At 70.0% G+C, this 25,139-nt stretch carries 23 protein-coding genes and 1 pseudogene; 20 read left to right on the top strand and 4 right to left on the bottom strand.

Features of this window, described 5'->3' with window-relative positions:
• The 5 genes and pseudogenes from CCN51_RS36600 to CCN51_RS36580 all read left to right on the top strand — a co-directional run.
• Positions 1 to 925: pseudogene (locus tag CCN51_RS36600) on the top strand (serine/threonine protein kinase); the annotation flags it as partial.
• A gap of 111 nt (positions 926 to 1,036) precedes the next feature.
• The gene (gene mqnC, locus CCN51_RS36595; protein ID WP_014178674.1) at positions 1,037 to 2,236 is read left to right on the top strand and encodes a cyclic dehypoxanthinyl futalosine synthase; all 1,200 of its coding nucleotides are present in this window, start codon (positions 1,037 to 1,039) and stop codon (positions 2,234 to 2,236) included.
• A gap of 37 nt (positions 2,237 to 2,273) precedes the next feature.
• Positions 2,274 to 2,723: an imidazolonepropionase-like domain-containing protein gene (locus CCN51_RS36590; RefSeq protein WP_086860580.1), complete on the top strand. Its 450-nt coding sequence runs from the start codon at positions 2,274 to 2,276 to the stop codon at positions 2,721 to 2,723.
• A gap of 56 nt (positions 2,724 to 2,779) precedes the next feature.
• A complete protein-coding gene (locus tag CCN51_RS36585) occupies positions 2,780 to 3,472 on the top strand; it encodes a demethylmenaquinone methyltransferase (RefSeq protein ID WP_014178676.1) in 693 nt (230 codons plus the stop codon).
• An 80-nt stretch (positions 3,473 to 3,552) separates the two neighbouring features.
• On the top strand, positions 3,553 to 4,959 hold the full coding sequence (locus CCN51_RS36580; protein WP_078610595.1) for a geranylgeranyl reductase family protein: 1,407 nt from the start codon (positions 3,553 to 3,555) through the stop codon (positions 4,957 to 4,959).
• Between the two features lie 22 nt (positions 4,960 to 4,981).
• Here CCN51_RS36580 and CCN51_RS36575 read toward each other — a convergent pair whose 3' ends face one another.
• Entirely contained in the window at positions 4,982 to 5,767 is a 786-nt protein-coding gene (locus CCN51_RS36575; protein WP_014178678.1) for a VOC family protein, read from the bottom strand.
• Positions 5,768 to 6,065: 298 nt separating this feature from the next.
• Here CCN51_RS36575 and CCN51_RS36570 point away from each other — a divergent pair, with 298 nt between their 5' ends.
• A complete protein-coding gene (locus CCN51_RS36570; RefSeq protein WP_014178679.1) occupies positions 6,066 to 6,482 on the top strand; it encodes a CBS domain-containing protein in 417 nt (138 codons plus the stop codon).
• Between the two features lie 109 nt (positions 6,483 to 6,591).
• Here CCN51_RS36570 and CCN51_RS36565 read toward each other — a convergent pair whose 3' ends face one another.
• Positions 6,592 to 7,416, bottom strand: coding sequence for a C40 family peptidase (locus CCN51_RS36565; protein WP_014178680.1), 825 nt, complete (start codon positions 7,414 to 7,416; stop codon positions 6,592 to 6,594).
• Positions 7,417 to 8,133: 717 nt separating this feature from the next.
• Between CCN51_RS36565 and CCN51_RS36560 the strand changes: the two genes are divergently transcribed.
• The 14 genes from CCN51_RS36560 to nuoN are packed head-to-tail and all read left to right on the top strand — an operon-like array spanning position 8,134 to position 24,224.
• Positions 8,134 to 8,493 (top strand): NADH-quinone oxidoreductase subunit A, encoded by a 360-nt coding sequence (locus CCN51_RS36560; RefSeq protein ID WP_014178682.1) that lies wholly within the window; start codon positions 8,134 to 8,136, stop codon positions 8,491 to 8,493.
• Positions 8,494 to 8,530: 37 nt separating this feature from the next.
• Positions 8,531 to 9,085 carry a NuoB/complex I 20 kDa subunit family protein gene (locus CCN51_RS36555; RefSeq protein WP_014178683.1) on the top strand — a complete coding sequence of 185 codons (555 nt, stop codon included), beginning with the start codon at positions 8,531 to 8,533 and terminating at the stop codon, positions 9,083 to 9,085.
• On the top strand, positions 9,082 to 9,816 hold the full coding sequence (locus CCN51_RS36550; RefSeq protein ID WP_014178684.1) for an NADH-quinone oxidoreductase subunit C: 735 nt from the start codon (positions 9,082 to 9,084) through the stop codon (positions 9,814 to 9,816). The genes CCN51_RS36555 and CCN51_RS36550 overlap by 4 nt, the downstream gene beginning before the upstream one ends.
• A complete protein-coding gene (locus CCN51_RS36545; protein ID WP_014178685.1) occupies positions 9,816 to 11,150 on the top strand; it encodes an NADH-quinone oxidoreductase subunit D in 1,335 nt (444 codons plus the stop codon). Before CCN51_RS36550 ends, CCN51_RS36545 begins: the two co-directional genes overlap by 1 nt.
• Positions 11,151 to 11,167: 17 nt before the next feature.
• Complete coding sequence (gene nuoE, locus CCN51_RS36540) at positions 11,168 to 11,914, top strand: NADH-quinone oxidoreductase subunit NuoE (RefSeq protein ID WP_055414267.1); 747 nt, start codon at positions 11,168 to 11,170, stop codon at positions 11,912 to 11,914.
• A complete protein-coding gene (gene nuoF / locus CCN51_RS36535; RefSeq protein WP_014178687.1) occupies positions 11,914 to 13,296 on the top strand; it encodes an NADH-quinone oxidoreductase subunit NuoF in 1,383 nt (460 codons plus the stop codon). Before nuoE ends, nuoF begins: the two co-directional genes overlap by 1 nt.
• On the top strand, positions 13,293 to 15,788 hold the full coding sequence (locus CCN51_RS36530; RefSeq protein WP_043487402.1) for an NADH-quinone oxidoreductase subunit G: 2,496 nt from the start codon (positions 13,293 to 13,295) through the stop codon (positions 15,786 to 15,788). The genes nuoF and CCN51_RS36530 overlap by 4 nt, the downstream gene beginning before the upstream one ends.
• Positions 15,785 to 17,164: an NADH-quinone oxidoreductase subunit NuoH gene (nuoH, locus tag CCN51_RS36525; protein ID WP_014178689.1), complete on the top strand. Its 1,380-nt coding sequence runs from the start codon at positions 15,785 to 15,787 to the stop codon at positions 17,162 to 17,164. Before CCN51_RS36530 ends, nuoH begins: the two co-directional genes overlap by 4 nt.
• Positions 17,157 to 17,768 carry an NADH-quinone oxidoreductase subunit NuoI gene (gene nuoI / locus CCN51_RS36520; RefSeq protein WP_014178690.1) on the top strand — a complete coding sequence of 204 codons (612 nt, stop codon included), beginning with the start codon at positions 17,157 to 17,159 and terminating at the stop codon, positions 17,766 to 17,768. The genes nuoH and nuoI overlap by 8 nt, the downstream gene beginning before the upstream one ends.
• Entirely contained in the window at positions 17,765 to 18,712 is a 948-nt protein-coding gene (locus tag CCN51_RS36515) for an NADH-quinone oxidoreductase subunit J (RefSeq protein ID WP_055413992.1), read from the top strand. Before nuoI ends, CCN51_RS36515 begins: the two co-directional genes overlap by 4 nt.
• On the top strand, positions 18,709 to 19,008 hold the full coding sequence (gene nuoK / locus CCN51_RS36510) for an NADH-quinone oxidoreductase subunit NuoK (protein ID WP_014178692.1): 300 nt from the start codon (positions 18,709 to 18,711) through the stop codon (positions 19,006 to 19,008). The genes CCN51_RS36515 and nuoK overlap by 4 nt, the downstream gene beginning before the upstream one ends.
• A gap of 15 nt (positions 19,009 to 19,023) precedes the next feature.
• Positions 19,024 to 20,919 (top strand): NADH-quinone oxidoreductase subunit L, encoded by a 1,896-nt coding sequence (gene nuoL, locus CCN51_RS36505; RefSeq protein ID WP_014178693.1) that lies wholly within the window; start codon positions 19,024 to 19,026, stop codon positions 20,917 to 20,919.
• Positions 20,920 to 20,922: 3 nt separating this feature from the next.
• A complete protein-coding gene (locus CCN51_RS36500; RefSeq protein ID WP_014178694.1) occupies positions 20,923 to 22,572 on the top strand; it encodes an NADH-quinone oxidoreductase subunit M in 1,650 nt (549 codons plus the stop codon).
• Positions 22,569 to 24,224, top strand: a complete 1,656-nt coding sequence (nuoN, locus tag CCN51_RS36495; RefSeq protein WP_014178695.1) for an NADH-quinone oxidoreductase subunit NuoN — start codon at positions 22,569 to 22,571, stop codon at positions 24,222 to 24,224. The genes CCN51_RS36500 and nuoN overlap by 4 nt, the downstream gene beginning before the upstream one ends.
• Before the next feature lie 87 nt (positions 24,225 to 24,311).
• Here the strand turns inward: nuoN and CCN51_RS36490 are convergent, their stop codons facing one another.
• Complete coding sequence (locus tag CCN51_RS36490) at positions 24,312 to 24,809, bottom strand: hypothetical protein (RefSeq protein ID WP_014178696.1); 498 nt, start codon at positions 24,807 to 24,809, stop codon at positions 24,312 to 24,314.
• A 49-nt stretch (positions 24,810 to 24,858) separates the two neighbouring features.
• Positions 24,859 to 25,139 (bottom strand): fumarylacetoacetate hydrolase family protein (locus CCN51_RS36485; RefSeq protein WP_211303281.1); only part of this gene is annotated, 281 nt, incomplete at its 5' end.

Genomic DNA, 25,139 nt, shown 5'->3' with positions numbered 1-25,139 from the left:
CTCGAGCCTGGTGCGGCCGGGGTGGCTGCCGGGGCCGCTGGTCGAGCGGGTGAGCCGGCGGGCGGTGGAGCTCCTTGACCTGGACGCCTTGGCGCCCGCCGACCCCGCGCTCACGCCATCGGCTCCGCCGGCTCCGTCGATCCCCGGGGCCCCGTCCGCCCCGGTGATCCCCACGGCTCCCGGGACCCCGGCGGCGTCCGCGCACACACCCGCGACGCCCCTGGGGGCGTTCGGCCCGCCGGACCCGTCGTACGGCGGCCCGACCCAGGCCGCCGCGCCGGAGGACCGGGCTCCCGGCGCGCCCGCCTCGGCCGAGGGACAGCCGGCCGAGGGGCAGTCGGCCGGGGGACGCAGGATCGCGGTGTCCGCCGCCATCGGGGGCAGGAACCGGCCCAAGGCGCTCAGCTGCACGCTGGTGCTGTCGATCGCGGGCGCGCTGGCGGCCGCCACGACGGCGGCCGTCGTGTTCCATGTGCTGCCGGGGACCGGCGCGGGCGGGGGGAAGAACGACGCCTCCTCGACCAAGAGCCCGGGGCCGAGCGCGACGGACCACGCCGGCGACAGCCCCGGACGGGGCGTGCCCAAGGCGTTCCTCGGCACTTGGAAAGGCGATCTGACCACCGACTTCGGCGTGCCCGGGGGCGAGCTGACCATCACCATCCGCGAGGGCAAGCCGGGGGACAAGGTCGGCAGCGGCCGGGTCGAGCTGGCGGTGCTCCGCTGCAACAGCAGTTGGACGCTGGTCTCGGCCACCTCGACCGCGCTGGTCCTCGACTCACGGATCAAGGAAACCGAGAAGCACACGGGCTGCACCGACGGCTCGGCCGAGGAGCGGTTCACCCTTGCCTCCGACGGCACGCTGCGCTACAAGGCGGTGGACCAGGAGGGGGGCAACCCGAGCGGCACGCTGCGCAAGGCGAAGTGACCCGCCCGCCCCAGGGCCGCTGACGGGCCGTCGCGGGGCCTCGGCGGAGGGCCGTGAGGGCTGGCGTACGCTGGGGCAGTCCGTCCGCAACCCGCCGAAAGGGACGCCCCGGTGACCGAGAACGCATCGCTTCACGCCGTCCTCGACCGCGCCGCCGCCGGGGGCCGTATCACCCCGGAGGAAGCGCTCGACCTGTACCGGTCCGCGCCGCTGCACGCGCTCGGCGCCGCCGCCGACGCGGCCCGCCGCCGCCGCTACGCGGGTGTCGAGCACATCGCGACGTACATCATCGAGCGGAACATCAACTACACCAACGTCTGCGTGACGGCCTGCAAGTTCTGCGCCTTCTACGCCGCGCCCAAGGACACCGCCAAGGGCTGGACCCGCGACCTCGACGACATCCTGCGCCGCTGCGCCGAGACCGTCGAACTCGGCGGCACACAGATCATGTTCCAGGGCGGCCACCACCCGGACTACGGGGTGGAGTACTACGAGCAGCACTTCTCGGCCATCAAGAAGGAATTCCCGCAGCTGGTGATCCACTCGCTGGGGGCCTCCGAGGTCGAGCACATGGCCCGGATCTCCGGCGTCTCGGCCGAGGAGGCGATCCGCCGCATCCACGACGCGGGCCTGGACTCCTTCGCGGGCGCGGGCGCCGAGCTGCTGCCGGAGCGGCCGCGCAAGGCCATCGCGCCACTGAAGGAGTCGGGTGAGCGCTGGCTGGAGATCATGGAGACCGCCCATAACCTCGGGGTCGAGTCGACCTCCACGATGCTCATGGGCACCGGCGAGACGAACGCCGAGCGGATCGAGCACATGCGCATGATCCGCGATGTGCAGGACCGTACGGGCGGCTTCCGCGCCTTCATCCCGTACACCTACCAGCCCGAGAACAACCACTTGAAGGGGCAGACGCAGGCGACCATCTTCGAGTACCTGCGGATGATCGCGATCGCCCGGCTGTTCCTCGACAACGTGGCCCATATCCAGGGTTCCTGGCTGACCGTCGGCAAGGAGGCCGGCCAGCTGTCACTGCACTACGGGGCGGACGACCTCGGCTCGGTGATGCTGGAGGAGAACGTGGTCTCCTCGGCGGGCGCCCGGCACCGGTCCAACCGGATGGAACTGCTCCACCTCATCCGTACGGCGGGGCGGGTGCCCGCGCAGCGCGCCACCACGTACGAGCACCTGGTCGTGCACGACGACCCGGCGAACGACCCGGTCGACGACCATGTCGTCTCCCATCTGTCGTCGACGGCGATCGAGGGCGGCACCGCCCACCCGGAGCTCAAGCTGATCGACGCCTCTTGATACGTCTGCCGATAAACCTCCAGATACGACACTTCTGATGCTCACCCTCCACGCGGCGCCCCTCGTCCGGCTCACCCCCGACGACGCGGCGCCGCTGCGTGACGCCGCCGTCGCGATCGACGGCGACCGGATCGCGGCGGTCGGGCCGCTGGACGAGCTGCTCCAGGAGTATCCGCGGGCCAGGGTGCGCCACTGGCCCGGCACGCTGGGCCCGGGCCTGGTCCACGACGCGCCGGTGCCCGACGCGCCCAGCCCGCGCGAGCGGATCCACGCGCTGCTGCGGCTGGGCGCGACGGCCGTCGTCGCGGCACGGGTCACCGACCCCGAGCTGCTGGCGGCCGCGCGGCGCGGCGGCGTCGCCGTCCTGGACCGGCCGCGCCCGTCCGCGCTGGTGAAGACCGGCCGGGCGGACCTCGCGGCCTTCGACGCGGACGGCGCATGCGTGGCCACGGTGCTCGCCGGCCGGCTGGTGCACCGCGGCCGCTGAACGACACGGGCGGGGCCCGGCGCGGGGCGTGCCGGCGCCAGGTGAACAATGGGGGCGTGACCCGAGCATCCCTGGACAAGCAGCCGCACGAAGTCGCCGCGATGTTCGACGACGTGGCGGCCAAGTACGACCTCACCAACGATGTGCTGTCGCTCGGGCAGTCCCGGCTGTGGCGCAAGGCCGTGGCGCGGGCCGTCGCCGCGCGCCCCGGCGAGCGCGTGCTCGACCTCGCCGCCGGTACGGGCACCTCCTCGCTGCCGTTCGCCGCCGCCGGCGCGTACGTCGTCCCCTGCGACTTCTCGCTCGGCATGCTCCGGGAGGGCAAGCGGCGCCATCCGCGGCTGCCGCTCACGGCGGGCGACGCGACCCGGCTGCCCTTCGCCGACGGGGTCTTCGACGCCGTCACGATCTCCTTCGGGCTGCGCAACATCCAGGACACCCAGGCCGCGCTGCGCGAGCTGCTGCGCGTGACCAGGCCCGGCGGGCGCATCGTGATCTGCGAGTTCAGCCACCCCACCTGGCGGCCGCTGCGCACTGTCTACACCGAGTACCTGATGCGAGCCCTGCCGCCGGTCGCGACCGCGGTCAGCAGCAGCCCGGACGCGTACGTCTACCTCGCCGAGTCGATCCGGGCCTGGCCCGATCAGGCCGGGCTGGCCGCGCGGCTGGGCAAGGCGGGCTGGGCGAAGGTCGCCTGGCGCGATCTGACGGGCGGGATCGTGGCGCTCCACCGGGGCGTCAAGCCGTAACCACCGCCGCGTCAGGCCGTAACCACCGCGGCGTCAGGCCGTAACCACCGCGGCGTCAGGCGATCGCGGCGTCAAGCCGTATGCGCGGCAGGCCTGACCGGGGGTGGCCCTCCGTATCCGCCGGAGCACGCCACATAGACTGCAACCGTCCAGTGCCCGGCGTGACCGGCACGCCGTTACCGAGCCTTCGGGAGACCCGCGTGAGCGAGACCGCATCCACGGAGCGGACCGCCGATGTCATCGTCGTCGGCGCCGGGCCCGCCGGCTCCACCACGGCGTACTACCTGGCCAAGGCCGGCCTGGACGTGCTGCTGCTGGAGAAGACGGCGTTCCCGCGCGAGAAGGTGTGCGGCGACGGGCTGACCCCGCGCGCCACCAAGGAGCTCGTCGCCATGGGCATCGACGTCTCCGAGGAGGCGGGCTGGCTGCGCAACCGGGGCCTGCGGATCATCGGCGGCGGGGTGCGGCTGGAGCTCGACTGGCCGGAGCTGGCCTCGTACCCGGACTACGGTCTTGTCCGCAAGCGCGACGACTTCGACGAGCAGTTGGCGCGGCAGGCCCAGAAGGCCGGCGCCCGGCTGCATGAGCGGTGCAACGTGGGCGCTCCGATCATCGACGACCGTACGGGCAAGGTCATCGGCGTCGAGGCCAAGCTCGGCGTGGAGAAGACGCCGGTCACCTTCCACGCCCCGCTGGTGGTCGCCGCGGACGGCAACTCCACCCGGCTCTCGCTGGCCATGGGGCTGCACCGGCGCGAGGACCGGCCGATGGGCGTCGCGGTGCGGACGTACTTCACCTCGCCCCGCCACGACGACGACTACCTGGAGTCCTGGCTGGAGTTGTGGGACCGCCGCGGCCCGCAGGACCGGCTGCTGCCCGGCTATGGCTGGATCTTCGGCATGGGCGACGGCACCAGCAACGTCGGCCTCGGCGTGCTCAACACCTCCGGGTCCTTCAAGGAGTTGGACTGGCGCGAGGTGCTCAAGGCATGGTGCGCCTCGATGCCCGAGGACTGGGGCTACACCCCGGAGAACATGACCGGCCCGATCCGCGGCGCCGCCCTCCCCATGGCCTTCAACCGCCAGCCGCACTACACCCGGGGGCTGCTGCTGGTCGGTGACGCGGGCGGCATGGTCAACCCGTTCAACGGCGAGGGCATCGCCTATGCGATGGAATCCGGCCGGATCGCCGCGGATGTCATCGTCCAGGCCCACGCCCGCGCCACCGCCGCCCGCCGCGAACTGGCCCTCCAGCGCTATCCGAAGGTCATCAAGGACACCTACGGCGGCTACTACACGCTGGGCCGCGCCTTCGTGAAGCTGATCAGCAATCCGACGGTCATGAAGCTGGCGGCCCAGCGCGGTCTGACCCATCCGATGCTGATGCGGTTCACCCTCAAGCTGATGGCCAACCTCACCGACCCGACGGGCGGCGACGCGATGGACCGCATCATCAACGGCCTGGCGAAGGTGGCCCCGAAGGCGTAGCGGGCGCGCCGGTTCAGGTTGCTCAGGCGGCCGTCGCCGGCTTGGCGCTCGTGATGACGGCGAAGTGCGCGCCGGACGGGTCGGCCAGCCAGGCCATACGGCCGATGTCCTCGGCCGTCATGGCGGGCATCAGCACCGACGCGCCGAGCTTTTCGGCCCGCTCGACGACCTGGTCGCAGTCCGCCACCTCGAAGTACGGCAGCCACTGCGGGACGTCGTGCCCCTGCTGGAGCGGCGCCATGCCGCCGAAGGAGCGCTCACGGCCGGGCCCGGCGGTGGAGAGCACGGTGTAGGTCCCGCCGGAGAACGACATCTCCTCGGCGGTCCAGGCGAACACCGTGTGGTAGAAGGCGATATTGGCGACCGGGTCGGGGGTGTGCAGCTCCACCCAGCACAACGTGCCCTGCTCGGTGACCGCTTCGAGGCCCTGGGTCTTGCCGGGCTGCCAGACGGCGAACCGGGCGCCGCCGGGGTCGGTGAACTGGGCCATCCGCCCCTCGTCGAAGACGTCGAACGGTTCGGTGCGCACTGTGCCGCCCGCCTCCGCGATCAGCGCGGCGGTGCCCGAGGCATCGGTGGTGTGGAAGTACGGCGTCCAGGCGGAGCGCGCGCCCTCCTCGTGGAGCGGGCCGAGGGCCGCGACCGTCTCGCGGTCCTTCTTGAAGAAGCCGTAGCCGCCCGCCTCGGGGCCGGCCGACTCCGAAGTCCAGCCGAACAGGCCGGTGTAGAAGGCGGCGGCCGTGTCGGTGTCGGGGGTGCCGAGGTCGAGCCAGTTGGGGGCGCCGGGGACGTAGTCGGTGGTGAGCATGTGTGCTCCTTCGGCGGATCCTGGTGAGCCGGGGTCGCCGGGGCCGGATCCCGCGCCGCCGCGGGGCTGCGGCCGCCCCGGCAGTTCTCAGTCTGGCACCGGGCACCGGAGACCGCCGCTGGGAGGCCGGGGCGGGCCTGAGGCGGGCCGGGAGGGCTTCGCGGGCGGCGCCGGTCGCGAGGTGCCCGGGGCGGTGGTGACATTGAAGGAGAGGGGGCGCCGTGGCGTCGGCCGCGGTGACACCGGATCGGGCCCGCGGGTCGGTTCCGCCGGCGGTGGGCCGTCAGGAGGACACACCATGACCAAGGCCGCAGACATCATGCACCCGGGCGCGCAGTGGATCCCCAAGTCCCAGACGGTGGACCGCGCGGCTCAGCTGATGCGGGACCTGAACGTCGGGGCGCTGCCGATCGCCGATGAGAACGAGCGGCTGTGCGGCATCCTGACCGACCGCGACATCGTCGTCGGCTGTGTCGCCGAGGGCAAGGACTGCTCCAGGACGACGGCGGGGGAGCTGGCCAAGGGCACGCCGCGCTGGATACCGGCCGATGCGGACGTCAGCGATGTGCTCCGGGAGATGGAGCAGAACAAGATCCGCAGGCTGCCGGTGATCGACAAGAACAAGCGGCTGGTCGGCATCATCAGCGAGGCCGATCTGGCCCACCACCTCACCGAACCCCAGATCGCCGAGTTCGTGGAGAAGGTCTACGCATAGGCCAGGCCTGACGCCGGTACGGAATGAGGCCGCCGCCCCGGACGCCGACTGACGTACGGGAAGGCGGCCTCATTGCCTGCTCGGCTCGCGCTCCTGGGTTCCCCGGGGCCTAGAGGAGGCGGACGGCGCCGGTCGGCGGGTCGTAGCTCAGCGGGCGCTCGACGATGCCGGTGCTCGGGTTCTGGGCGCCGATGAACTTGCCGTCGCCGATGTAGACGCCGACGTGGTACGCGCTGCCGCGGCCGCCCCAGTAGAGCAGGTCGCCGGGCTGGAGGTTGTCCAGCGATACGGCGGTGCCCTGGCTGGACTGGTCCTGCGACACGCGCGGCAGGCTGATGCCGATCTGGTTGAAGGCGGCCTGGGTCAGGCCGGAGCAGTCGTACGAGGAGGGGCCGCTGGAGCCCAGCACGTACGCCTTGCCCAGCTGGGCCTTCAGGAAGTTGATCAGCGTCGCGGCATTGCCGGTCGCCTTCGTCGCGGTGGACGTGGCGTTCGACGTCGCGGTGGAGAGGGTGGTGCGCTCGGCGGTGCGGGACGCACGCTCGGCCTTCTCCTGGGCCGCGCGGCGGGCGGCGGCCTTGCGCGCCGCCTCCTTGGCCTCCTGGGCCTTGCGGTCGGCCTCGACCTTGGCCTTCTTCGCCGCGGTCTTGGCCTTGGCGGCGGCCTGGTCCTGCTGTGCCTGGAGCTGGTAGTCGGAGGCCGCCTGGTGGGTGGCCTCGGCGGACTGCGCGGCGGTGCTCGCCAGGGTGGAGCCGAGGGTCGGCATCTCGAGCGTCGTCTCGGCGGCGGCCGGCTCGGCGGCCAGGGCGGGCGCGGCGGCGCCGGCGACCGCGAGCGTCAGGAAGCCACCGGTGACCCCGGTGCGGAGTGCACGCGTGGAGGCGGCGGCACGGCGGGGCTTCCGGTGGCTGGGTATGTGTGCGGTCTGGGACATGGGTCCAACCGCTATCAGGGGTCGTAGGCCGGGATCAAGAAAAGTGGAGTGCGCCACATTTGACGTGTACACGTCCGGAATTGGGGCTTCTTGATCTTGCTCCGGGCCCCGGGCGCCGTGTCCGAATTTTTCGATCATGCCCATACGCACGGCATTTGGCGGCCCCCGCGGGCTCCCGAGCGGCCTACCATCAACCCGACTCGCGCACCAAGGATTCTCATCAAATTGAGATCCACAACCTTTCGCGAGGTGGGATACCTCACTCCCGGACCCGGCTCGTGAACGAAAGCGCGTAGTAGTGATCAAGGGTCGACGGGGCGGGGTGACGGCGCGGGGGTCCGCGGTGGGGTCGCTCATCAGGATGGATGCCTCATATCAGACAGGGGAGTCCATCACAAATTTGCGTGTAGGTACCATATCTTATAGAGAACGCAAGCCGCTCACCTGTGGCGACGGATCCATATGTCACTTCTCGTGATCGATCGGATGCTTCGAGTGCAAGATCACTGCTCATCCGACTTCATGATCCTTCGTCAGGTGGTGGAGATCACAAAGACGTTGTTGCACCCCGTGTCGCAGATCACATACCGGCGGGCATAGGATGCAGGCGAAACGGGCTTGTGAACTGCCTCACATGTGCGCGATCTTCGTGAGTGCGGTCCGCACAGTCCGTGTGGTCCGCCAACCAGTCATCGTCGACTGAAGGGAGCGAGGACGGTGAACGCATACGCGCCCATCCTCGTACTGGGAGCCCTCGGGGCAGGTTTTGCGATCTTCTCGGTCCTCATGGCCGCGATCATCGGCCCCAAGCGCTACAACCGGGCCAAGCTCGAAGCCTATGAATGCGGCATCGAGCCGACGCCACATCCGGCTGGCGGTGGGCGCTTCCCCATCAAGTACTACCTGACGGCGATGCTCTTCATCGTCTTCGACATCGAGATCGTCTTCCTCTACCCCTGGGCCGTCACCTTCGACGCCATGGGGCTGTTCGGGCTCGTGGAGATGCTCCTCTTCGTGCTCACCGTCTTCGTCGCCTACGCATATGTGTGGCGACGCGGCGGCCTGGAGTGGGACTAGCGGCCTGGAATGGACTGAGTGAGAGGAGAACCGTCCCATGGGTATCGAAGACAAGCTGCCGAGCGGCTTCCTGCTGACCACCGTGGAGCAGGCGGCGGGACTGGCGCGAAAGTCCTCCGTCTTCCCGGCCACCTTCGGGCTCGCCTGCTGCGCCATCGAGATGATGACCACGGGCGCCGGCCGCTATGACCTCGCCCGCTTCGGCATGGAGGTCTTCCGCGGCTCGCCCCGGCAGGCCGATCTGATGATCGTGGCCGGGCGCGTCAGCCAGAAGATGGCCCCGGTGCTGCGGCAGGTCTACGACCAGATGCCGAATCCGAAATGGGTCATCTCGATGGGCGTGTGCGCCTCCTCGGGCGGCATGTTCAACAACTACGCGATCGTGCAGGGCGTCGATCACATCGTCCCGGTCGACATCTATCTGCCCGGCTGCCCGCCGCGGCCCGAGATGCTCCTGGACGCGATCCTCAAGCTGCACCAGAAGATCCGCGAGGAGAAGCTCGGCGTGAACCGCGAGCGCGCGGCCCGCGAGGCGGAGGAAGCGGCGCTCAAGGCGCTCCCGACGATCGAGATGAAGGGGCTGCTGCGTTGACTGAGGCTAATGGCGTCAACCCTGACAAGGACCTCAACGCCGAGAACCTGCCCGGCAGCCGCGGCGACCAGGGTGAGCCCATCCGCGTCCAGCGCGGCATGTTCGGCGCCAACAACGGCGGCGACACCTCGGGCTACGGCGGTCTGGTGCGGCCGGTGCGGCTGCCCGGCCCGGCCTCCCGGCCGTACGGGGGCTGGTTCGACGAAGTCGCCGACGAGCTCGAAGGCGCGCTCGAGGAGCAGTCGCTGGTCCCGGAGAACGCGATCGAGAAGACCGTCGTGGACCGCGACGAGCTGACCTTCCACATCGCGCGTGAGCATCTGCCGAGGGTGGCCAGGACCCTGCGCGACGATCCGGCGCTCCGCTTCGAGCTGTGCACGGGCGTCAGCGGAGTCCACTTCCCCGGCGACAAGGGCCGTGAGCTGCACGCCGTCTACCACCTGCGCTCGATCACCCATAACCGGCTGATCCGGCTGGAGGTGAGCGTCCCCGACAGCGATCCGCACCTCCCGTCGATCGTCGACGTCTATCCGACCAACGACTGGCACGAGCGCGAGGCGTACGACTTCTTCGGCCTGATCTTCGACGGCCATCCCGCGCTCACGCGGATCATGATGCCCGACGACTGGCAGGGCTTCCCGCAGCGCAAGGACTACCCCCTCGGCGGCATCCCCGTCGAGTACAAGGGCGCCCAGATCCCGGCTCCGGACCAGCGGAGGTCGTACAGCTGATGTCTGCCACCCACGCAACCCCCTCCGCCTCCACGCGCGAGACGACCGAAGGCACCGTCTACACCGTCACCGGCGGTGACTGGGACGAGGTCGTGGCCGCAGCGTCCCGGGCCGACGACGAGCGGATCATCGTCAACATGGGGCCGCAGCACCCGTCCACCCACGGAGTGCTCCGGCTGATCCTGGAGATCGACGGCGAGACGGTCACCGAGGCCCGCTGCGGCATCGGCTATCTGCACACCGGGATCGAGAAGAATCTCGAATTCCGGAACTGGACGCAGGGCACCACCTTCGTGACCCGCATGGACTATCTGACGCCCTTCTACAACGAGGCCGCGTACTGCCTGGGCGTCGAGAAGCTGCTGGGCATCGAGGACCAGGTGCCGGACCGGGCCTCGGTCATCCGGGTCATGCTGATGGAGCTCAACCGGCTCTCCTCCCATCTGGTGGCGATCGCCACCGGCGGTATGGAGCTCGGCGCGACCACCATCATGATCTACGGCTTCCGTGACCGCGAGATGATCCTGGACATCTTCGAGCTGATCACCGGCCTGCGGATGAACCACGCGTACATCCGGCCCGGCGGGCTCGCCCAGGACCTGCCGCCCGGGGCGGTCGACCAGGTGCGCGCCTTCGTGAAGAAGATGCGCAAGAACCTGCCCGAGTACGACAAGCTCGCGACCGGGAACCCCATCTTCAAGGCCCGGCTGCAGGACGTCGGCTATCTCGACCTGGCCGGCTGCATGGCGCTCGGCATCACAGGACCGATACTGCGGGCCACGGGGCTGCCGCACGATCTGCGCAAGGCCCAGCCGTACTGCGGCTATGAGACCTACGACTTCGACGTCCCCACCGCCGACACCTGCGACGCCTACGGCCGCTTCCTGATCCGGCTGGAGGAGATGCGCCAGTCGCTGCGGATCGTCGAGCAGTGCCTGGACCGGCTGGCGCCGGGACCGGTCATGGTCGAGGACAAGAAGATCGCCTGGCCGGCCCAGCTGTCGCTGGGGCCGGACGGGCTCGGCAACTCCCTCGACCACATCAAGAAGATCATGGGCACCTCGATGGAGGCCCTGATCCACCACTTCAAGCTGGTGACCGAGGGGTTCCGGGTCCCGCCGGGGCAGACGTACACGGCCGTCGAGTCGCCCAAGGGCGAGCTGGGCGTGCATATGGTCAGCGATGGCGGCACCCGCCCGTTCCGGGTGCACTTCCGCGACCCGTCCTTCACCAACCTGCAGTCCGTGGCGGCGATGTGCGAGGGCGGCCAGGTCGCCGACGTGATCGTCGCCGTGGCGTCCATCGACCCTGTGATGGGAGGCGTCGACCGGTGACAGACGTGCAGCTGGGAATGCCACAGCTTCCCGCCCCCGACTACCCGGCCGAGGTCCGGGCACGGCTCGAGGCGGATGCCGAGGAGGTGATCGCCCGCTACCCCGACAGCCGCAGCGCGCTGCTGCCGCTGCTGCACCTGGTGCAGTCGGAGGAGGGCCATGTCACCCGCACCGGGGTCCGGTTCTGCGCCGAGGTGCTGGGACTGACCACCGCCGAGGTCACCGCGGTCGCCACCTTCTACACCATGTACCGGCGGAAGCCCTCCGGCGACTACCAGGTGGGGGTGTGCACCAACACCCTGTGCGCGGTGATGGGCGGCGACGCGATCTTCGAGGCCCTGCAGCGCCATCTGGGCGTCGGCAACGGAGAGACCACCGAGGACGGCAAGATCACCCTCGAGCACATCGAGTGCAACGCGGCCTGCGACTACGCGCCCGTGGTGATGGTCAACTGGGAGTTCTTCGACAACCAGACCGTGGACTCCGCCGAGCGGATGGTCGACGACCTGCGGGCGGGCCGCACCGTCGAGCCGACCCGCGGCGCTCCGCTGTGCACCTTCAAGGAGACCGCGCGCATCCTCGCCGGCTTCCCCGACGCGCGCCCGGGCGCGGTCGAGGCGAGCGGCAGCGCCGGCCCGGCTTCGCTGGTCGGGCTGCGGCTGGCCAAGGGCGAGGCGGCCCCGGGCCGCGTCGTATCGCCCAGGTCCGCGGACTTCCCGCCGGACGAGCAGGCGTCCGGCCGGGTCGCTGAGGAGGGGGAGTGATGACCGTGACCGTCGAGCGGGGCGAGAGCAGCCCCGAGAAGCTGCTGGCACCCGTGCTGTCGTCGTTCTGGGACGAGTCCCAGTCCTGGACCATGGAGACCTATCTGCGCCACGACGGGTACGAGGGCATGCGCAGGGCCCTCGCCATGGCGCCCGACGATGTGATCGCGCTGGTGAAGGACTCGGGGCTGCGCGGCCGTGGCGGTGCGGGCTTCCCCACCGGGATGAAGTGGCAGTTCATCCCGCAGGGTGACGGCAAGCCGCACTACTTGGTCGTCAACGCGGACGAGTCGGAACCCGGCACCTGCAAGGACATCCCTCTCCTCTTCGCCAATCCGCACGCCCTCATCGAGGGCATGGTCATCGCCTGTCACGCCATCCGCTCCCAGCACGCCTTCATCTATCTGCGCGGTGAAGTCGTGCCCGTGCTGCGCCGGTTGCACGAGGCCGTACGCGAGGCGTACGAGGCGGGCTACCTCGGCAAGGCCGACGCACGCAGGCAGAAGCTGGGGCTGGCCGATCTGCCCGATCTCGAGATCACCGTGCACGCGGGCGCCGGCGCGTACATCTGCGGTGAAGAGACCGCGCTGCTGGACTCCTTGGAAGGGCGGCGCGGCCAGCCCCGACTCCGGCCTCCCTTCCCGGCGGTCGCGGGTCTGTACGCGTGCCCCACTGTCGTCAATAACGTCGAGTCCATCGCGTCGGTTCCCGCCATCCTCACCAAGGGCAACGAATGGTTCCGGTCGATGGGCAGCGAGAAGTCCCCGGGCTTCACGCTCTACTCGCTGTCCGGGCATGTCGCGGCCCCCGGCCAGTACGAGGGCCCGCTGGGCATCACCCTGCGGCAGCTGCTGGACATGAGCGGCGGCATCCGGCCCGGCCACCGGCTGAAGTTCTGGACGCCCGGCGGCTCTTCGACGCCGCTGCTCACCGAGGAGCACCTGGACGTCCCCCTCGACTACGAGGGCGTGGGCGCCGCCGGGTCGATGCTCGGCACCAAGGCGCTGCAGTGCTTCGACGAGACGACCTGCGTGGTGCGCGCGGTGACCCGCTGGACCGAGTTCTACGCGCATGAGTCCTGCGGCAAGTGCACGCCCTGCCGCGAGGGCACGTACTGGCTGGTTCAGCTGTTGCGCGACATCGAGGCGGGCAAGGGCCGCATGGAAGACCTCGCCAAGCTGGCCGACATCGCCGACAACATCAACGGCAAGTCGTTCTGCGCGCTCGGCGACGGCGCCGCCAGCCCCATCTTCTCCTCCCTCAAGTACTTCAAGGAGGAGTACGAGCAGCACATCACCGGTGGCGGGTGCCCCTTCGACCCCGCCAAGTCCACCGTATGGGCCGACGATCCGAGCTCCACTCACCTGGGGGTGACCGCATGACCGTGACCACCAATGCACCCTCCGGAGGCGGAGAGTCAGCGGTGCCACGCGAAGATCTGGTCTCCGTCACCATCGACGGAATCGAGATCTCCGTCCCCAAGGGGACCTTGGTGATCCGCGCGGCCGAGCTGCTCGGCATCGAGATCCCCCGCTTCTGCGACCATCCGCTCCTCGACCCGGCCGGCGCCTGTCGCCAGTGCATCGTCGAGGTCGAGGGTCAGCGCAAGCCGATGGCCTCCTGCACGATCACCTGCACCGACGGGATGGTGGTCAAGACCCAGCTCACCTCGCCCGTGGCCGAGAAGGCGCAGCGCGGTGTGATGGAGCTGCTGCTGATCAACCACCCGCTGGACTGCCCGGTCTGCGACAAGGGCGGCGAGTGCCCGCTGCAGAACCAGGCCATGTCCGCCGGGCAGGCCGACAGCCGCTTCGAGGGCCATAAGCGCACCTTCGCCAAGCCGGTGCCGATCTCGCCGCAGGTGCTGCTGGACCGCGAGCGGTGTGTGCTGTGCGCGCGCTGCACCCGGTTCTCCAACCAGGTCGCGGGCGACCCGATGATCGAGCTGCTGGAGCGCGGCGCCCTCCAGCAGGTGGGCACGGGCGAGGGCGACCCGTTCGAGTCGTACTTCTCCGGCAACACCATCCAGATCTGCCCGGTGGGCGCGCTGACGTCGGCCGCCTACCGCTTCCGCTCCCGCCCCTTCGACCTGGTCTCCTCGCCGAGCGTCTGCGAGCACTGCTCGAGCGGCTGCGCGACCCGCACCGACCACCGGCGCGGCAAGGTCATGCGGCGGCTCGCGGCGGACGACCCCGAGGTCAACGAGGAGTGGATCTGCGACAAGGGGCGCTTCGGCTTCCGCTACGCGCAGCTCCCCGACCGGCTCACCACCCCGCTGGTGCGCGACCGGGAGACGGGCGAACTGGAGCCGGCGAGCTGGCCCGAGGCGCTGGAGGCGGCGGCCACCGGCCTGGCCGCGGCCCGCGGCCGCGCGGGCGTGCTGACCGGCGGCCGGCTGACCGTCGAGGACGCCTACGCGTACGCGAAGTTCGCCCGCGTCGCCCTGGACACCAACGACATCGACTTCCGGGCCCGGGCGCACAGCGCCGAGGAGGCCGACTTCCTGGCCACCCAGGTGGCGGGCCGGGGCCGCGACCTGGACGGCGTCGGCCTGACGTACGCCGCGCTGGAGAAGGCCCCGGCCGTCCTCCTGGTCGGCTTCGAATCGGAGGAGGAGGCGCCCGGCGTCTTCCTGCGGCTGCGCAAGGCCCACCGCAAGCACGGCCAGCGCACCTTCTCGCTGGCCACCCACGCCACCCGGGGCCTGACGAAGGCGGGCGGCACGCTGCTGCCCGCCGCCCCCGGCACCGAGACCGAGTGGCTGGACGCGCTCGCGGGCCGCACCGGCCTGGACGCGGACGGGGAGCGGGCGGCCGAGGCGCTGCGCCTCGACGGCGCGGTGATCGTCGCCGGTGAGCGGCTCGCGACCGTACCGGGTGCGCTGACCGCCGCCGTACGGGCCGCCGCCGCCACCGGCGCCACGCTGGTCTGGATCCCGCGCCGGGCGGGGGAACGGGGCGCCATCGAGGCGGGCGCGCTCCCCGGGCTGCTGCCCGGCGGCCGTCCGGTCACCGATCCGCGGGCCCGCGAGGAGACCGCCGAGGTCTGGCGCGTCGCCGAACTGCCCGGCCGGACGGGCCGGGACACCGGCCGGATCGTCGAGGCCGCGGCCGAGGGCGAGCTCGGAGCGCTGGTGGTCGCGGGCGTCGAGATCGCCGATCTGCCCGACCCGGCGCGGGCCGTCGAGGCCCTGGAGACGGTCGGCTTCCTGGTCAGCCTGGAACAGCGGCCCACCGAGGTCACGGCGCACGCGGACGTGGTGCTGCCGGTCGCGGCGGTCGTCGAGAAGGCGGGCACCTTCCTCAACTGGGAGGGGCGGGCCCGGCCGTTCGAGGCGGCCATCAAGCCCGACCAGATGACCCGCCGCCATGTGCTTCCGGACGCCCGGGTGCTGCACATGCTGGCCGACGCGATGGATGTGCCGTTCGACCTGCCGGATGTCCAGGCCGTACGGGACGAGCTGACGCGGCTCGGCACCTGGCCCGGCTCCCGCGGCATCGGGCCGATGGAGACCGGCGGGCCGCTGCCCCGCCCCGGCGAGGGCGAGGCGCTGCTCGCGGGCCACCGGCTGCTGCTGGACCAGGGCCGGCTCCAGGAGGGCGACGCGGCGCTCGCCGCGACCCGCCACGCGGCGGTCATCCGGCTGTCGGAGGCGACCGCGGAGGAGGCGGGGGTGCGCGACGGGGAGACCGTACGGGTCACCGGCCCGGCCGGATCGGTCCAGCTGCCCCTGGCGGTGACGGCGATGCCCGACCGGGTGGTCTGGCTGCCGCTGAACTCCACAGGCGGCGGCGCGTACCGTGACCTGGGCGCGCACCCCGGTGAACTGGTCAAGATCGGCGCTCCCGCGACCGAACCGGAGGTGACCTCATGAACCTGAGCTACCTCGCCGCAGAAGACCTGTCGATGTTCGGCCGCGACCCATGGTGGCTGGTCCTGATCAAGGCGGTTTTCTGCTTCGCCTTCCTGATGGTGACCGTGCTGATCTCCATCGTCATGGAGCGCAAGGTCGTCGGCTGGATGCAGCTGCGCATCGGCCCGAACCGGCACGGACCCTGGGGCATGCTGCAGTCCCTGGCCGACGGCGTGAAGCTGATGCTGAAGGAAGACATCGTCGTCAAGGGCGCGGACAAGGTCGTCTACGTCCTGGCGCCGGTCGTCGCGGCCATCCCCGCCTTCATGGCGGTCGCGGTCATCCCCTTCGGCCCGGCCGACAACGAGATCTCGATCTTCGGGCAGCGCACCACGATGCAGCTGACCGATCTGCCGATCGCGATCCTCTACATCCTGGCCACCGCTTCGGTGGGCATCTACGGCATCGTGCTGGCGGGCTGGTCGTCCGGTTCCACGTATCCGCTCCTCGGGGGCTTGCGCTCCTGCGCCCAGATGATCAGCTACGAGATCGCGATGGGCATGTCCTTCGCGGCGGTCTTCCTCTACTCCGGGTCGATGTCGACCTCCGAGATCGTCAACTCCCAGCACGACCGCTGGTACGCGCTGCTGCTGCCGGTCTCCTTCATCATCTACATCATCGCGATGGTCGGTGAGACCAACCGCGCGCCTTTCGACATGCCGGAGTCCGAGGGCGACCTGGTCGGCGGCTTCAACACCGAGTACTCGTCCATCAAGTTCGCGATGTTCATGCTCGCCGAGTACATCAACATGGTCACCGTCTCGATGGTCGCGGTCACCCTCTTCCTGGGCGGCTGGCGAGCGCCATGGCCGATCAGCACCTTCTGGGAGGGGGCCAACCACGGCTGGTGGCCGATGCTCTGGTTCGTCGGCAAGGTCCTCTCGCTGCTGTTCGCCTTCGTCTGGATCCGCGGCACGCTGCCGCGGGTGCGCTACGACCAGTTCATGAAGCTGGGCTGGAAGGTCCTCATCCCGGTCTCGATGGTCTGGCTGATGCTGGTCGCGACCGTGCGGGCGCTGCGCAACGAGAACTACGACTACCAGGACATCGTGCTGTACGTCGGCGGCGCGGTCCTCGTCCTGTTGCTGCTGTCGTTCGTCGTCGACATCTTCCGCGACAGGGAGGTCCGCGACCAGGAGACGGCGCGGGCCGAGGCGGAGGCCGAGGGCGGCCCGGAGCCCGCCTTCGACCCGATGGCGGGCGGCTTCCCGGTGCCACCGCTGCCCGGCCAGACCCTGCCGCCCGCACCGCGCCGACGCCCGCGACACAACCGCGAGCTGATTGTCAGTGGCGGGCCCGACACTGTCAGTGACGGAAAGGAGGCCGACGGTGTCTGACTTCCAGAACCCGGTGGCCGGCTTCGGCGTGACCTTCAAGGCCATGTTCAAGAAGCGGCTCACCGAGCAGTACCCCGAGGAGAAGAAGCCGACCGCGCCCCGATTCCACGGACGCCACCAGCTCAACCGCCACCCGGACGGGCTGGAGAAGTGCATCGGCTGCGAGCTGTGCGCCTGGGCCTGTCCGGCGGACGCGATCTATGTGGAGGGCGCGGACAACACGGAGGAGGAGCGCTACTCCCCGGGTGAGCGCTACGGCCGCGTCTACCAGATCAACTATCTGCGCTGCATTCTGTGCGGTCTGTGCGTGGAGGCGTGCCCGACGCGCGCGCTGACCATGACCAATGAGTACGAGCTCGCCGACCGGACCCGCGAATCGCTCATCTACACAAAAGAGGAGCTGCTCGCGGGGCTTGAGGAGGGCATGGTCGACTCCCCGCACGTCATCTACCCCGGCATGGACGAGCAGGACTACTACCGCGGTCTGGTGACCGAGGCAGCGCCCGGGACGGTGCGCCAGGTGGCGGTCAGCAAGGGCGAGACCGCGCCTGAGGACGCCCCTGAGGCCGCCCCTGAAGGGAAGCAGCAGGGGGTGCAGGCATGAGCAGCATGCTGGCCGCTGCCACGAGCACCACCTCCACCGGCGAGGCGGTGCAGTTCTGGATCCTCGCCACCGTGGCCGTGATCGGCGCCCTGGGCACGATCCTGATGCGCAAGGCCGTGCACAGCGCCCTGTGCCTGGCGGGCACCATGATCGTCCTGGCGGTCTTCTACCTGGCCAACGGCGCGTACTTCCTGGGCGTCGTCCAGATCGTCGTCTACACCGGCGCGATCATGATGCTCTTCCTCTTCGTCGTCATGCTGGTCGGCGTCACCGCCGCCGATTCGCTCAAGGAGACGCTGAAAGGGCAGCGCTGGCTCGCCGCCCTGTGCGGGCTCGGGTTCGGCATCCTGCTGTGCGCCGGGATCGGCAATGCCTCGCTGAAGAGCTTCAACGGCCTGGGCCAGGCCAACTCCGGCGGCAATGTGGAGGGCCTGGCCACCCTGATCTTCACCAAGTACGTCTTCGCCTTCGAGATCACCGGCGCGCTGCTGATCACCGCGGCGGTCGGCGCGATGGTGCTGACCCACCGCGAGCGCACCGAGCGCGCGCTCAGCCAGCGCGAGCAGGCCGAGCGCCGAGTGCGCACCGGCACGCAGGTGCCGCCGCTGCCCGCGCCCGGCGTCTACGCCCGGCACAACGCGGTGGACGTCCCCGGTCTGCTGCCCGACGGCACTCCCGCCGAGCTCTCGGTCAACCCGACGCTGCGCGGCCGCGGCCAGATGCGGGACGTCTCCGGGAAGGCGCTGGCCCAACTGGCGGCCCTGGAGCAGCGCTCGGCGCGCTGGCTGGGGCGGGACGCCAAGGGCGGCAAGGGCGCGGGGCGCCCCGGGGGCGCGAAGGGCGCCGAGGGCGCCGAGGGCGCCGACCGCCACGACAGTGCGAACGGCGCGGCAGGTCCGGGCGGCGCCGACCATCCGGAGGACTCGAAGGGGGTCGCCAAGTGAACCCGGTCAACTACCTGTACCTGGCCGCCCTGTTGTTCACCATCGGCGCGGCCGGGGTGCTGATCCGGCGGAACGCGATCGTCCTCTTCATGTGCGTCGAGCTGATGTTGAACGCGTGCAACCTGGCGTTCGTCACCTTCTCCCGGATGCACGGCAATCTCGACGGCCAGATCATCGCCTTCTTCACGATGGTCGTCGCGGCCGCCGAAGTCGTGGTCGGCCTCGCGATCATCGTGTCGGTGTTCCGCGCCCGCCATTCGGCCTCGGTCGACGACGCCAGCCTGATGAAGCTCTAGAAGGGTCGCGTTCACGTGGAGAACCTCATCGGATTGCTTGTCGCGGCCCCGCTGCTCGGCGCGGCCCTGCTGCTGTGCGGGGGGCGGCGGCTGGACGGCAAGGGCCATTTGCTGGGCACCGCGCTCGCGCTCGCCTCCTTCGTGATCGGGGCAGTGCTCTTCGCCGACATGCTCGGCCGGGACGAGCACGACCGGGCCCTGCACAGCCATCTGTTCAGCTGGATCCCGGTCGGCGGCTTCCGGGCGGACGTCGCCTTCCAGCTCGACCAGCTGTCGATGACCTTCGTGCTTCTGATCACCGGTGTGGGCAGCCTGATCCACATCTACTCGATCGGCTATATGGAGCACGACGAGCGCCGCCGCCGCTTCTTCGGCTATCTCAACCTCTTCCTCGCGGCGATGCTGCTGCTCGTCCTCGCCGACAACTACCTGCTGCTGTACGTGGGGTGGGAGGGCGTCGGCCTCGCCTCGTATCTGCTGATCGGCTTCTGGCAGCACAAGCCCAGCGCGGCCACGGCGGCGAAGAAGGCGTTCATCGTCAACCGGGTCGGCGACGTCGGCCTGTCGATCGCCATCATGCTGATGTTCACGACCTTCGGGACGTTCGCCTTCGCCCCGGTGCTCTCGAACGCCACCGACGCGAGCGAGGGCAAGCTCACCGCCATCGGGCTGATGCTGCTTCTCGCTGCCTGCGGCAAGTCGGCCCAGGTGCCGCTGCAGTCCTGGCTCGGGGACGCCATGGAGGGCCCGACCCCCGTCTCCGCACTGATCCACGCGGCCACCATGGTGACCGCGGGCGTCTATCTGATCACCCGCTCGGGCGCGATCTTCAACAACGCGCCGGACGCGCAGACCGCGGTGGTCACCGTCGGCGCGGTGACGCTGCTCTTCGGTGCGATCGTCGGTTGCGCGAAGGACGACATCAAGAAGGCCCTGGCGGGCTCGACCATGTCGCAGATCGGCTACATGATCCTGGCCGCCGGGCTCGGCCCGATCGGCTATGTCTTCGCGATCATGCACCTGGTCACCCACGGCTTCTTCAAGGCGGGGCTCTTCCTCGGCGCCGGCTCGGTCATGCACGGCATGAACGACGAGGTCGACATGCGCAAGTACGGCGGCCTGCGGAAGTACATGCCGGTCACCTTCGTGACCTTCGGGCTCGGGTATCTCGCGATCATCGGCTTCCCGGGGCTTTCCGGCTTCTGGTCCAAGGACAAGATCATCGAGGCGGCCTTCGCCAAGGGCGGCACTGAGGGCTGGATTCTGGGCGGCGCGGCGCTGCTCGGCGCCGCCATCACCGCGTACTACATGACCCGCGTAATGCTGCTGACCTTCTTCGGCGAGAAGCGCTGGGTCCCCGATGAGCAGGGCAATGAGCCGCACCCCCACGAGTCGCCGAAGTCCATGACCATCCCGATGATCGTGCTGGCCTTCGGATCGGTGTTCGCGGGCGGGCTGTTCAGCCTCAACGACGCGTTCCTGAAGTGGCTGGAGCCGGTCACCAGTCACAGCCATGGGCACTCCCCGCTCAGCGCCGCCACCGTCACCGCCGGGACCATGGTCGTCCTGCTGATCGGCGTCGCGATCGCATGGGTGCAGTACGGGCGCCGGCCCGTGCCGAGCACCGCACCGCGCGGCAGCCTGCTGACCCGGGCCGCCCGGCGCGACCTGCTGCAGGACGACTTCAACCACGTCGTCCTCGTCAAGCCCGGCGAGTATCTGACCCGCGGACTGGTCTATGTGGACCACAAACTGGTCGACGGCGTGGTCAACGGCACCGCGGCCTCGGTCGGCGGCCTCTCCGGGCGGCTGCGCAAGCTCCAGAACGGCTACGCCCGTACGTACGCGGTCTCGATGTTCGGCGGTACGGCGGTGCTCATCGCCGCGACCCTGCTGATGAGGGCGGTCTGAGTTATGTCATTTCCCCTGCTGACGGTCACGGCCGCGGTGCCCGCGCTGGGCGCGGTCGCCACCGCCGCCGTGCCCGCCGCCAAGCGCGCCGCCGCCAAGTGGGTGGCGCTGGGCTTCTCGCTGGCCACGCTCGTCCTGGCGGCGATCGTGCTGGTGAGCTTCGACCCGGACGGCGCCCACTTCCAGCTCACCGAGTCCCACCCCTGGATCAAGGACTTCGGGGTGCGGTACGAACTGGGCGTGGACGGCATCGCGGTCGCGCTGATCGCGCTGACCGCGCTCCTCATCCCCTTCATCATCCTGGCCGGGTGGCATGACGCCGACCCGCTGGAAGAGGCCAGCCCCAACCGCCGCTGGCGGCCCACCCAGGGCTTCTTCGCGCTGATCCTGATGGTCGAGGCGATGGTGGTGATCTCCTTCGAGGCCACCGACGTCTTCCTCTTCTACATCTTCTTCGAAGCCATGCTGATCCCGATGTACTTCCTCATCGGCGGCTTCGGGGACCGGGCCGGAGGGCGGTCCGAGGAGGAGTCGGCCACCCAGCGCTCGTACGCCGCCGTCAAGTTCCTGCTCTACAACCTGGCGGGCGGCCTGATCATGCTGGCCGCGGTGGTCGGTCTGTACGTGGTCACCGCCGACGATCTGGGCACCGGCACCTTCTCGCTGCAGCAGATCACCGACGCCCGGGCCGCCGGCACCCTCGACTTCGCGACCAGCACCGAGCGGCTGCTGTTCCTCGGCTTCTTCTTCGCCTTCGCCGTGAAGGCGCCGCTGTGGCCGCTGCACACCTGGCTGCCCAACGCGATGGGGGAGGCCACCTCGCCCGTCGCCGTGCTGATCACCGCGGTGGTCGACAAGGTCGGCACCTTCGCGATGCTCCGCTTCTGCCTCCAGCTCTTCCCGGAGGCCAGCAAGTGGGCCACACCGGTCATCATGGTGCTCGCCCTGATCAGCATCATCTACGGGGCGCTGCTCGCGATCGGCCAGCGGGACATCAAGCGGCTGATCGCATACGCCTCGATCTCCCACTTCGGCTTCATCATCCTCGGCATCTTCGCCATGACGACGCAGGGCCAGGGCGGAGCCACCCTGTACATGGTCAACCACGGAATCTCAACCGCCGCGCTGATGCTGGTGGCCGGATTCCTGATCACGCGGCGCGGATCGCGGCTCATCGCCGACTACGGCGGGGTGCAGAAGGTCGCCCCGGTGCTCGCCGGCACCTTCCTGATCGGCGGTCTGGCCACCCTGTCGCTGCCCGGTCTGGCGCCGTTCATCAGCGAATTCCTGGTCCTGGTCGGCACGTTCAGCCGCTATCCGGCGCTCGGCATCATCGCGACCGTCGGCATCGTGCTGGCCGCGCTGTACGTCCTGGTGCTGTACCAGCGCACCATGACCGGGCCGGTGAAGGCCGAGGTGCGGGGCATGCCCGATCTCAAGGTGCGCGAGCTGGTGGTGGTGGCGCCGCTGATCGCGCTGCTGATCTTCCTCGGCGTCTACCCGAAGCCGCTGACCGACATCGTCAACCCGGCTGTCGATCACACGCTGTCCGTGGTGGACAAGAAGGATCCCAAGCCCGATCACCCCGTCACTGACGCGGGCTGGTTCAGCTACAGCCCGATGCACGACCGTGCTTCCGGAGGTGCCAAGTGAGCCACGCGGCCACTGTCCACAGCCTGTGGACGACAGCGGCGGTGTCGCCCCCCGACAAGATCCCCACGCCGCATATCGAGTACGGCCAGCTGGCGCCCACCCTGATCGTCCTCGGCGCCGCGATCGTCGGGGTGCTGATCGAGGCCCTGCTGCCGCGCCGCCACCGCTATGCGGCCCAGCTCTTCGTCTCCGTGGTCGCCCTGGCCGCGGCGTTCGCCGCCGTCCTGGGCCTCGCGGCCGGGGACTACGGCACGAGCAAGGCGCGGATCGCGGCCATGGGCGCCATCGCGGTCGACGGACCCGCGCTCTTCCTGGAGGGCACGATCCTCCTCGTCGCGCTGGTCGCGGTCTTCACCTTCGCCGAGCGGCGGCTCGACCCGGCGGCCCACGGCAATCGCGTCGACTCCTTCGCCGCGCAGGCGGCCGCCGTCCCGGGCGGAGACGCCGAAAAGGCCGCGGTCAAGGCCGGCTTCACCACCACCGAGGTCTTTCCGCTGCTTCTCTTCGCGGTGGGCGGCATGCTCATCTTCCCCGCCGCCAACGACCTGCTGACGCTCTTCGTGGCGCTGGAGGTCTTCTCGCTCCCGCTGTATGTGCTGTGCGCGCTCGCCCGGCGCCACCGCATGCTCTCGCAGGAGGCCGCCGTCAAGTACTTCCTGCTCGGCGCCTTCTCGTCCGCCTTCCTGCTCTTCGGGATCGCGCTGCTGTACGGCTACGCGGGCACCGTCACCTACGGGGGCATCGCCGATGTCGTCGACGGCACGGTCCGCGAGGTCACCCCGGCGCTCGCCGGGACCATGGGCAATGACGCGCTGCTGCTCATCGGCGGCGCGATGGTGCTGATGGGCCTGCTGTTCAAGATCGGTGCCGTCCCCTTCCACATGTGGACGCCGGACGTCTACCAGGGCGCCCCGACCCCGGTGACCGGCTTCATGGCGGCGGCGACCAAGGTCGCGGCGTTCGGCGCGCTGTTGCGGCTGCTGTACGTCGTGCTGCCGGGGCTGCGCTGGGACTGGCGGCCGGTGATGTGGGGGGTGGCGATCGTCACCATGCTGGGCGGCGCGATCGTCGCGGTCACCCAGACCGATGTGAAGCGGCTGCTGGCCTACTCCTCGATCGCCCACGCCGGCTTCATCCTGGCCGGTGTCATCGCCATGACGCCGGACGGCATCTCCTCGGTCCTCTTCTACCTCGCCGCGTACTCCTTTGTGACCCTCGGCGCGTTCTCCGTGGTCACCCTGGTCCGCGACGCGGGCGGCGAGGCCACGCATCTGTCCAAGTGGGCCGGGCTCGGCCGCCGTTCGCCCCTGGTGGCCGCGGTCTTCGCGATCTTCCTGCTGGCCTTTGCCGGAATCCCGCTGACGAGTGGTTTCGCGGGGAAGTTCGCGGTCTTCAAGGCGGCGGCCGACGGGGGCGCGGGGCCGCTGGTGGTGATCGGTGTGATCTCCTCGGCGATCGCGGCGTTCTTCTACATCCGGGTGATCGTCCTGATGTTCTTCAGCGAGCCGCGGACCGAGGGCCCGTCGGTGGCGGTGCCGTCCCCGCTGACCTCGGCGGCGATTGCGATCGGCGTCGCGGTGACGATCGTGCTGGGCGTCGCCCCGCAGTACTTCCTCGATCTGGCCGGCCAGGCAGGGGTCTTCGTACGCTGAGCGCCCGTCGCCTTGTGCGGCCGCTCGGCGGCCGTCCGCCCGGTCTCCCGTGTGGGGGCCGGGCGGACGCGCTTCAGGGCCGTCCGGTCAGCCGCCGGTGATGCCGCCGACGCTCTCCAGACCGGGGATGTCGGTCGGGATGTTGGTCGGGATGTCGGCGGGGGTGGTCACCTTGGTGAAGGTGTCGTTCATGCCGGCGTCCCAGCTGACCTTGAGGGTCTTGCCGTCCGCGCTCGTCGTCACCTTGCCCATGGTGCGGTCGGTGTTGCCGTCGGCGCAGTCGAGCATCAGCATCTTGTTGCCCATGTCGGCGTACTCGCCGCTGCACTGGTGCTTGCCCGCGATCAGGGCCGCCTTCTCGCCGCTGATGGACAGGATCATCGCCTCGCCACCGGATTTGGACATATAGGCGCCCGACACCTCGCCGCCCGCGCCCCCCTCCGCCGGGGCGCTCGACTGCTCGCTCGCCGGGGCCTTCTTCGACGGGTCCGACTTGCTGTCGCCCCCGTCGCTGTCGCTGCCGCATCCGGTCAACAGCAGGGCGGCCGCAGCCGCCGCACCGGCGATGCGCACTGCCTTGATCACGTGTTTCTCCTCGGTTGTGGGGACGAGAACACGACAAGCTAGCAGCCGCTCAGGGCGTGGACGGGACGACGCAACCGGTTACTTCCCCTAGTGCGACACGGTTGTTACCGGGGCCCGGGGCCCAGGCGGTGAGGGTCACCTCGTCGCCGTCCTCCAGGAACGTCCGCTCACCGTCGGGCAGTCGCAGCGGGTCGCGGCCCGACCAGGTCAACTCCAGCAGACAGCCGCGCTGATGCGGCTCGGGGCCGCTGACCGTGCCGGAGGCGAAGAGGTCGCCGGTGCGGAGCGAGGCGCCGTTGACCGTCATATGCGCGAGCTGCTGGGCGGCCG

It is taken from the genome of Streptomyces milbemycinicus, assembly GCF_002154605.1.
Taxonomy (GTDB): Bacteria; Actinomycetota; Actinomycetes; order Streptomycetales; family Streptomycetaceae; genus Streptomyces; species Streptomyces milbemycinicus.
Note: the sequence above shows the minus strand (reverse complement) of the source record. Positions and strands in the feature narration are given on the sequence as shown.

What these genes read in the sequence shown, in the direction of transcription:
- nuoE (WP_055414267.1), top strand. Translation starts at nt 11,168, where the DNA reads ATGCCACAGCTTCCCGCCCCCGACTACCCGGCCGAGGTCCGGGCACGG.
- CCN51_RS36530 (WP_043487402.1), top strand. Translation starts at nt 13,293, where the DNA reads ATGACCGTGACCACCAATGCACCCTCCGGAGGCGGAGAGTCAGCGGTG.
- CCN51_RS36515 (WP_055413992.1), top strand. Translation starts at nt 17,765, where the DNA reads ATGAGCAGCATGCTGGCCGCTGCCACGAGCACCACCTCCACCGGCGAG.
- nuoH (WP_014178689.1), top strand. Translation starts at nt 15,785, where the DNA reads ATGAACCTGAGCTACCTCGCCGCAGAAGACCTGTCGATGTTCGGCCGC.
- CCN51_RS36570 (WP_014178679.1), top strand. Translation starts at nt 6,066, where the DNA reads ATGACCAAGGCCGCAGACATCATGCACCCGGGCGCGCAGTGGATCCCC.
- CCN51_RS36565 (WP_014178680.1), bottom strand. Translation starts at nt 7,416, where the DNA reads ATGTCCCAGACCGCACACATACCCAGCCACCGGAAGCCCCGCCGTGCC.
- CCN51_RS36575 (WP_014178678.1), bottom strand. Translation starts at nt 5,767, where the DNA reads ATGCTCACCACCGACTACGTCCCCGGCGCCCCCAACTGGCTCGACCTC.
- CCN51_RS36545 (WP_014178685.1), top strand. Translation starts at nt 9,816, where the DNA reads ATGTCTGCCACCCACGCAACCCCCTCCGCCTCCACGCGCGAGACGACC.
- CCN51_RS36500 (WP_014178694.1), top strand. Translation starts at nt 20,923, where the DNA reads ATGTCATTTCCCCTGCTGACGGTCACGGCCGCGGTGCCCGCGCTGGGC.
- nuoF (WP_014178687.1), top strand. Translation starts at nt 11,914, where the DNA reads ATGACCGTGACCGTCGAGCGGGGCGAGAGCAGCCCCGAGAAGCTGCTG.
- CCN51_RS36580 (WP_078610595.1), top strand. Translation starts at nt 3,553, where the DNA reads ATGCGCGGCAGGCCTGACCGGGGGTGGCCCTCCGTATCCGCCGGAGCA.
- CCN51_RS36555 (WP_014178683.1), top strand. Translation starts at nt 8,531, where the DNA reads ATGGGTATCGAAGACAAGCTGCCGAGCGGCTTCCTGCTGACCACCGTG.
- CCN51_RS36590 (WP_086860580.1), top strand. Translation starts at nt 2,274, where the DNA reads ATGCTCACCCTCCACGCGGCGCCCCTCGTCCGGCTCACCCCCGACGAC.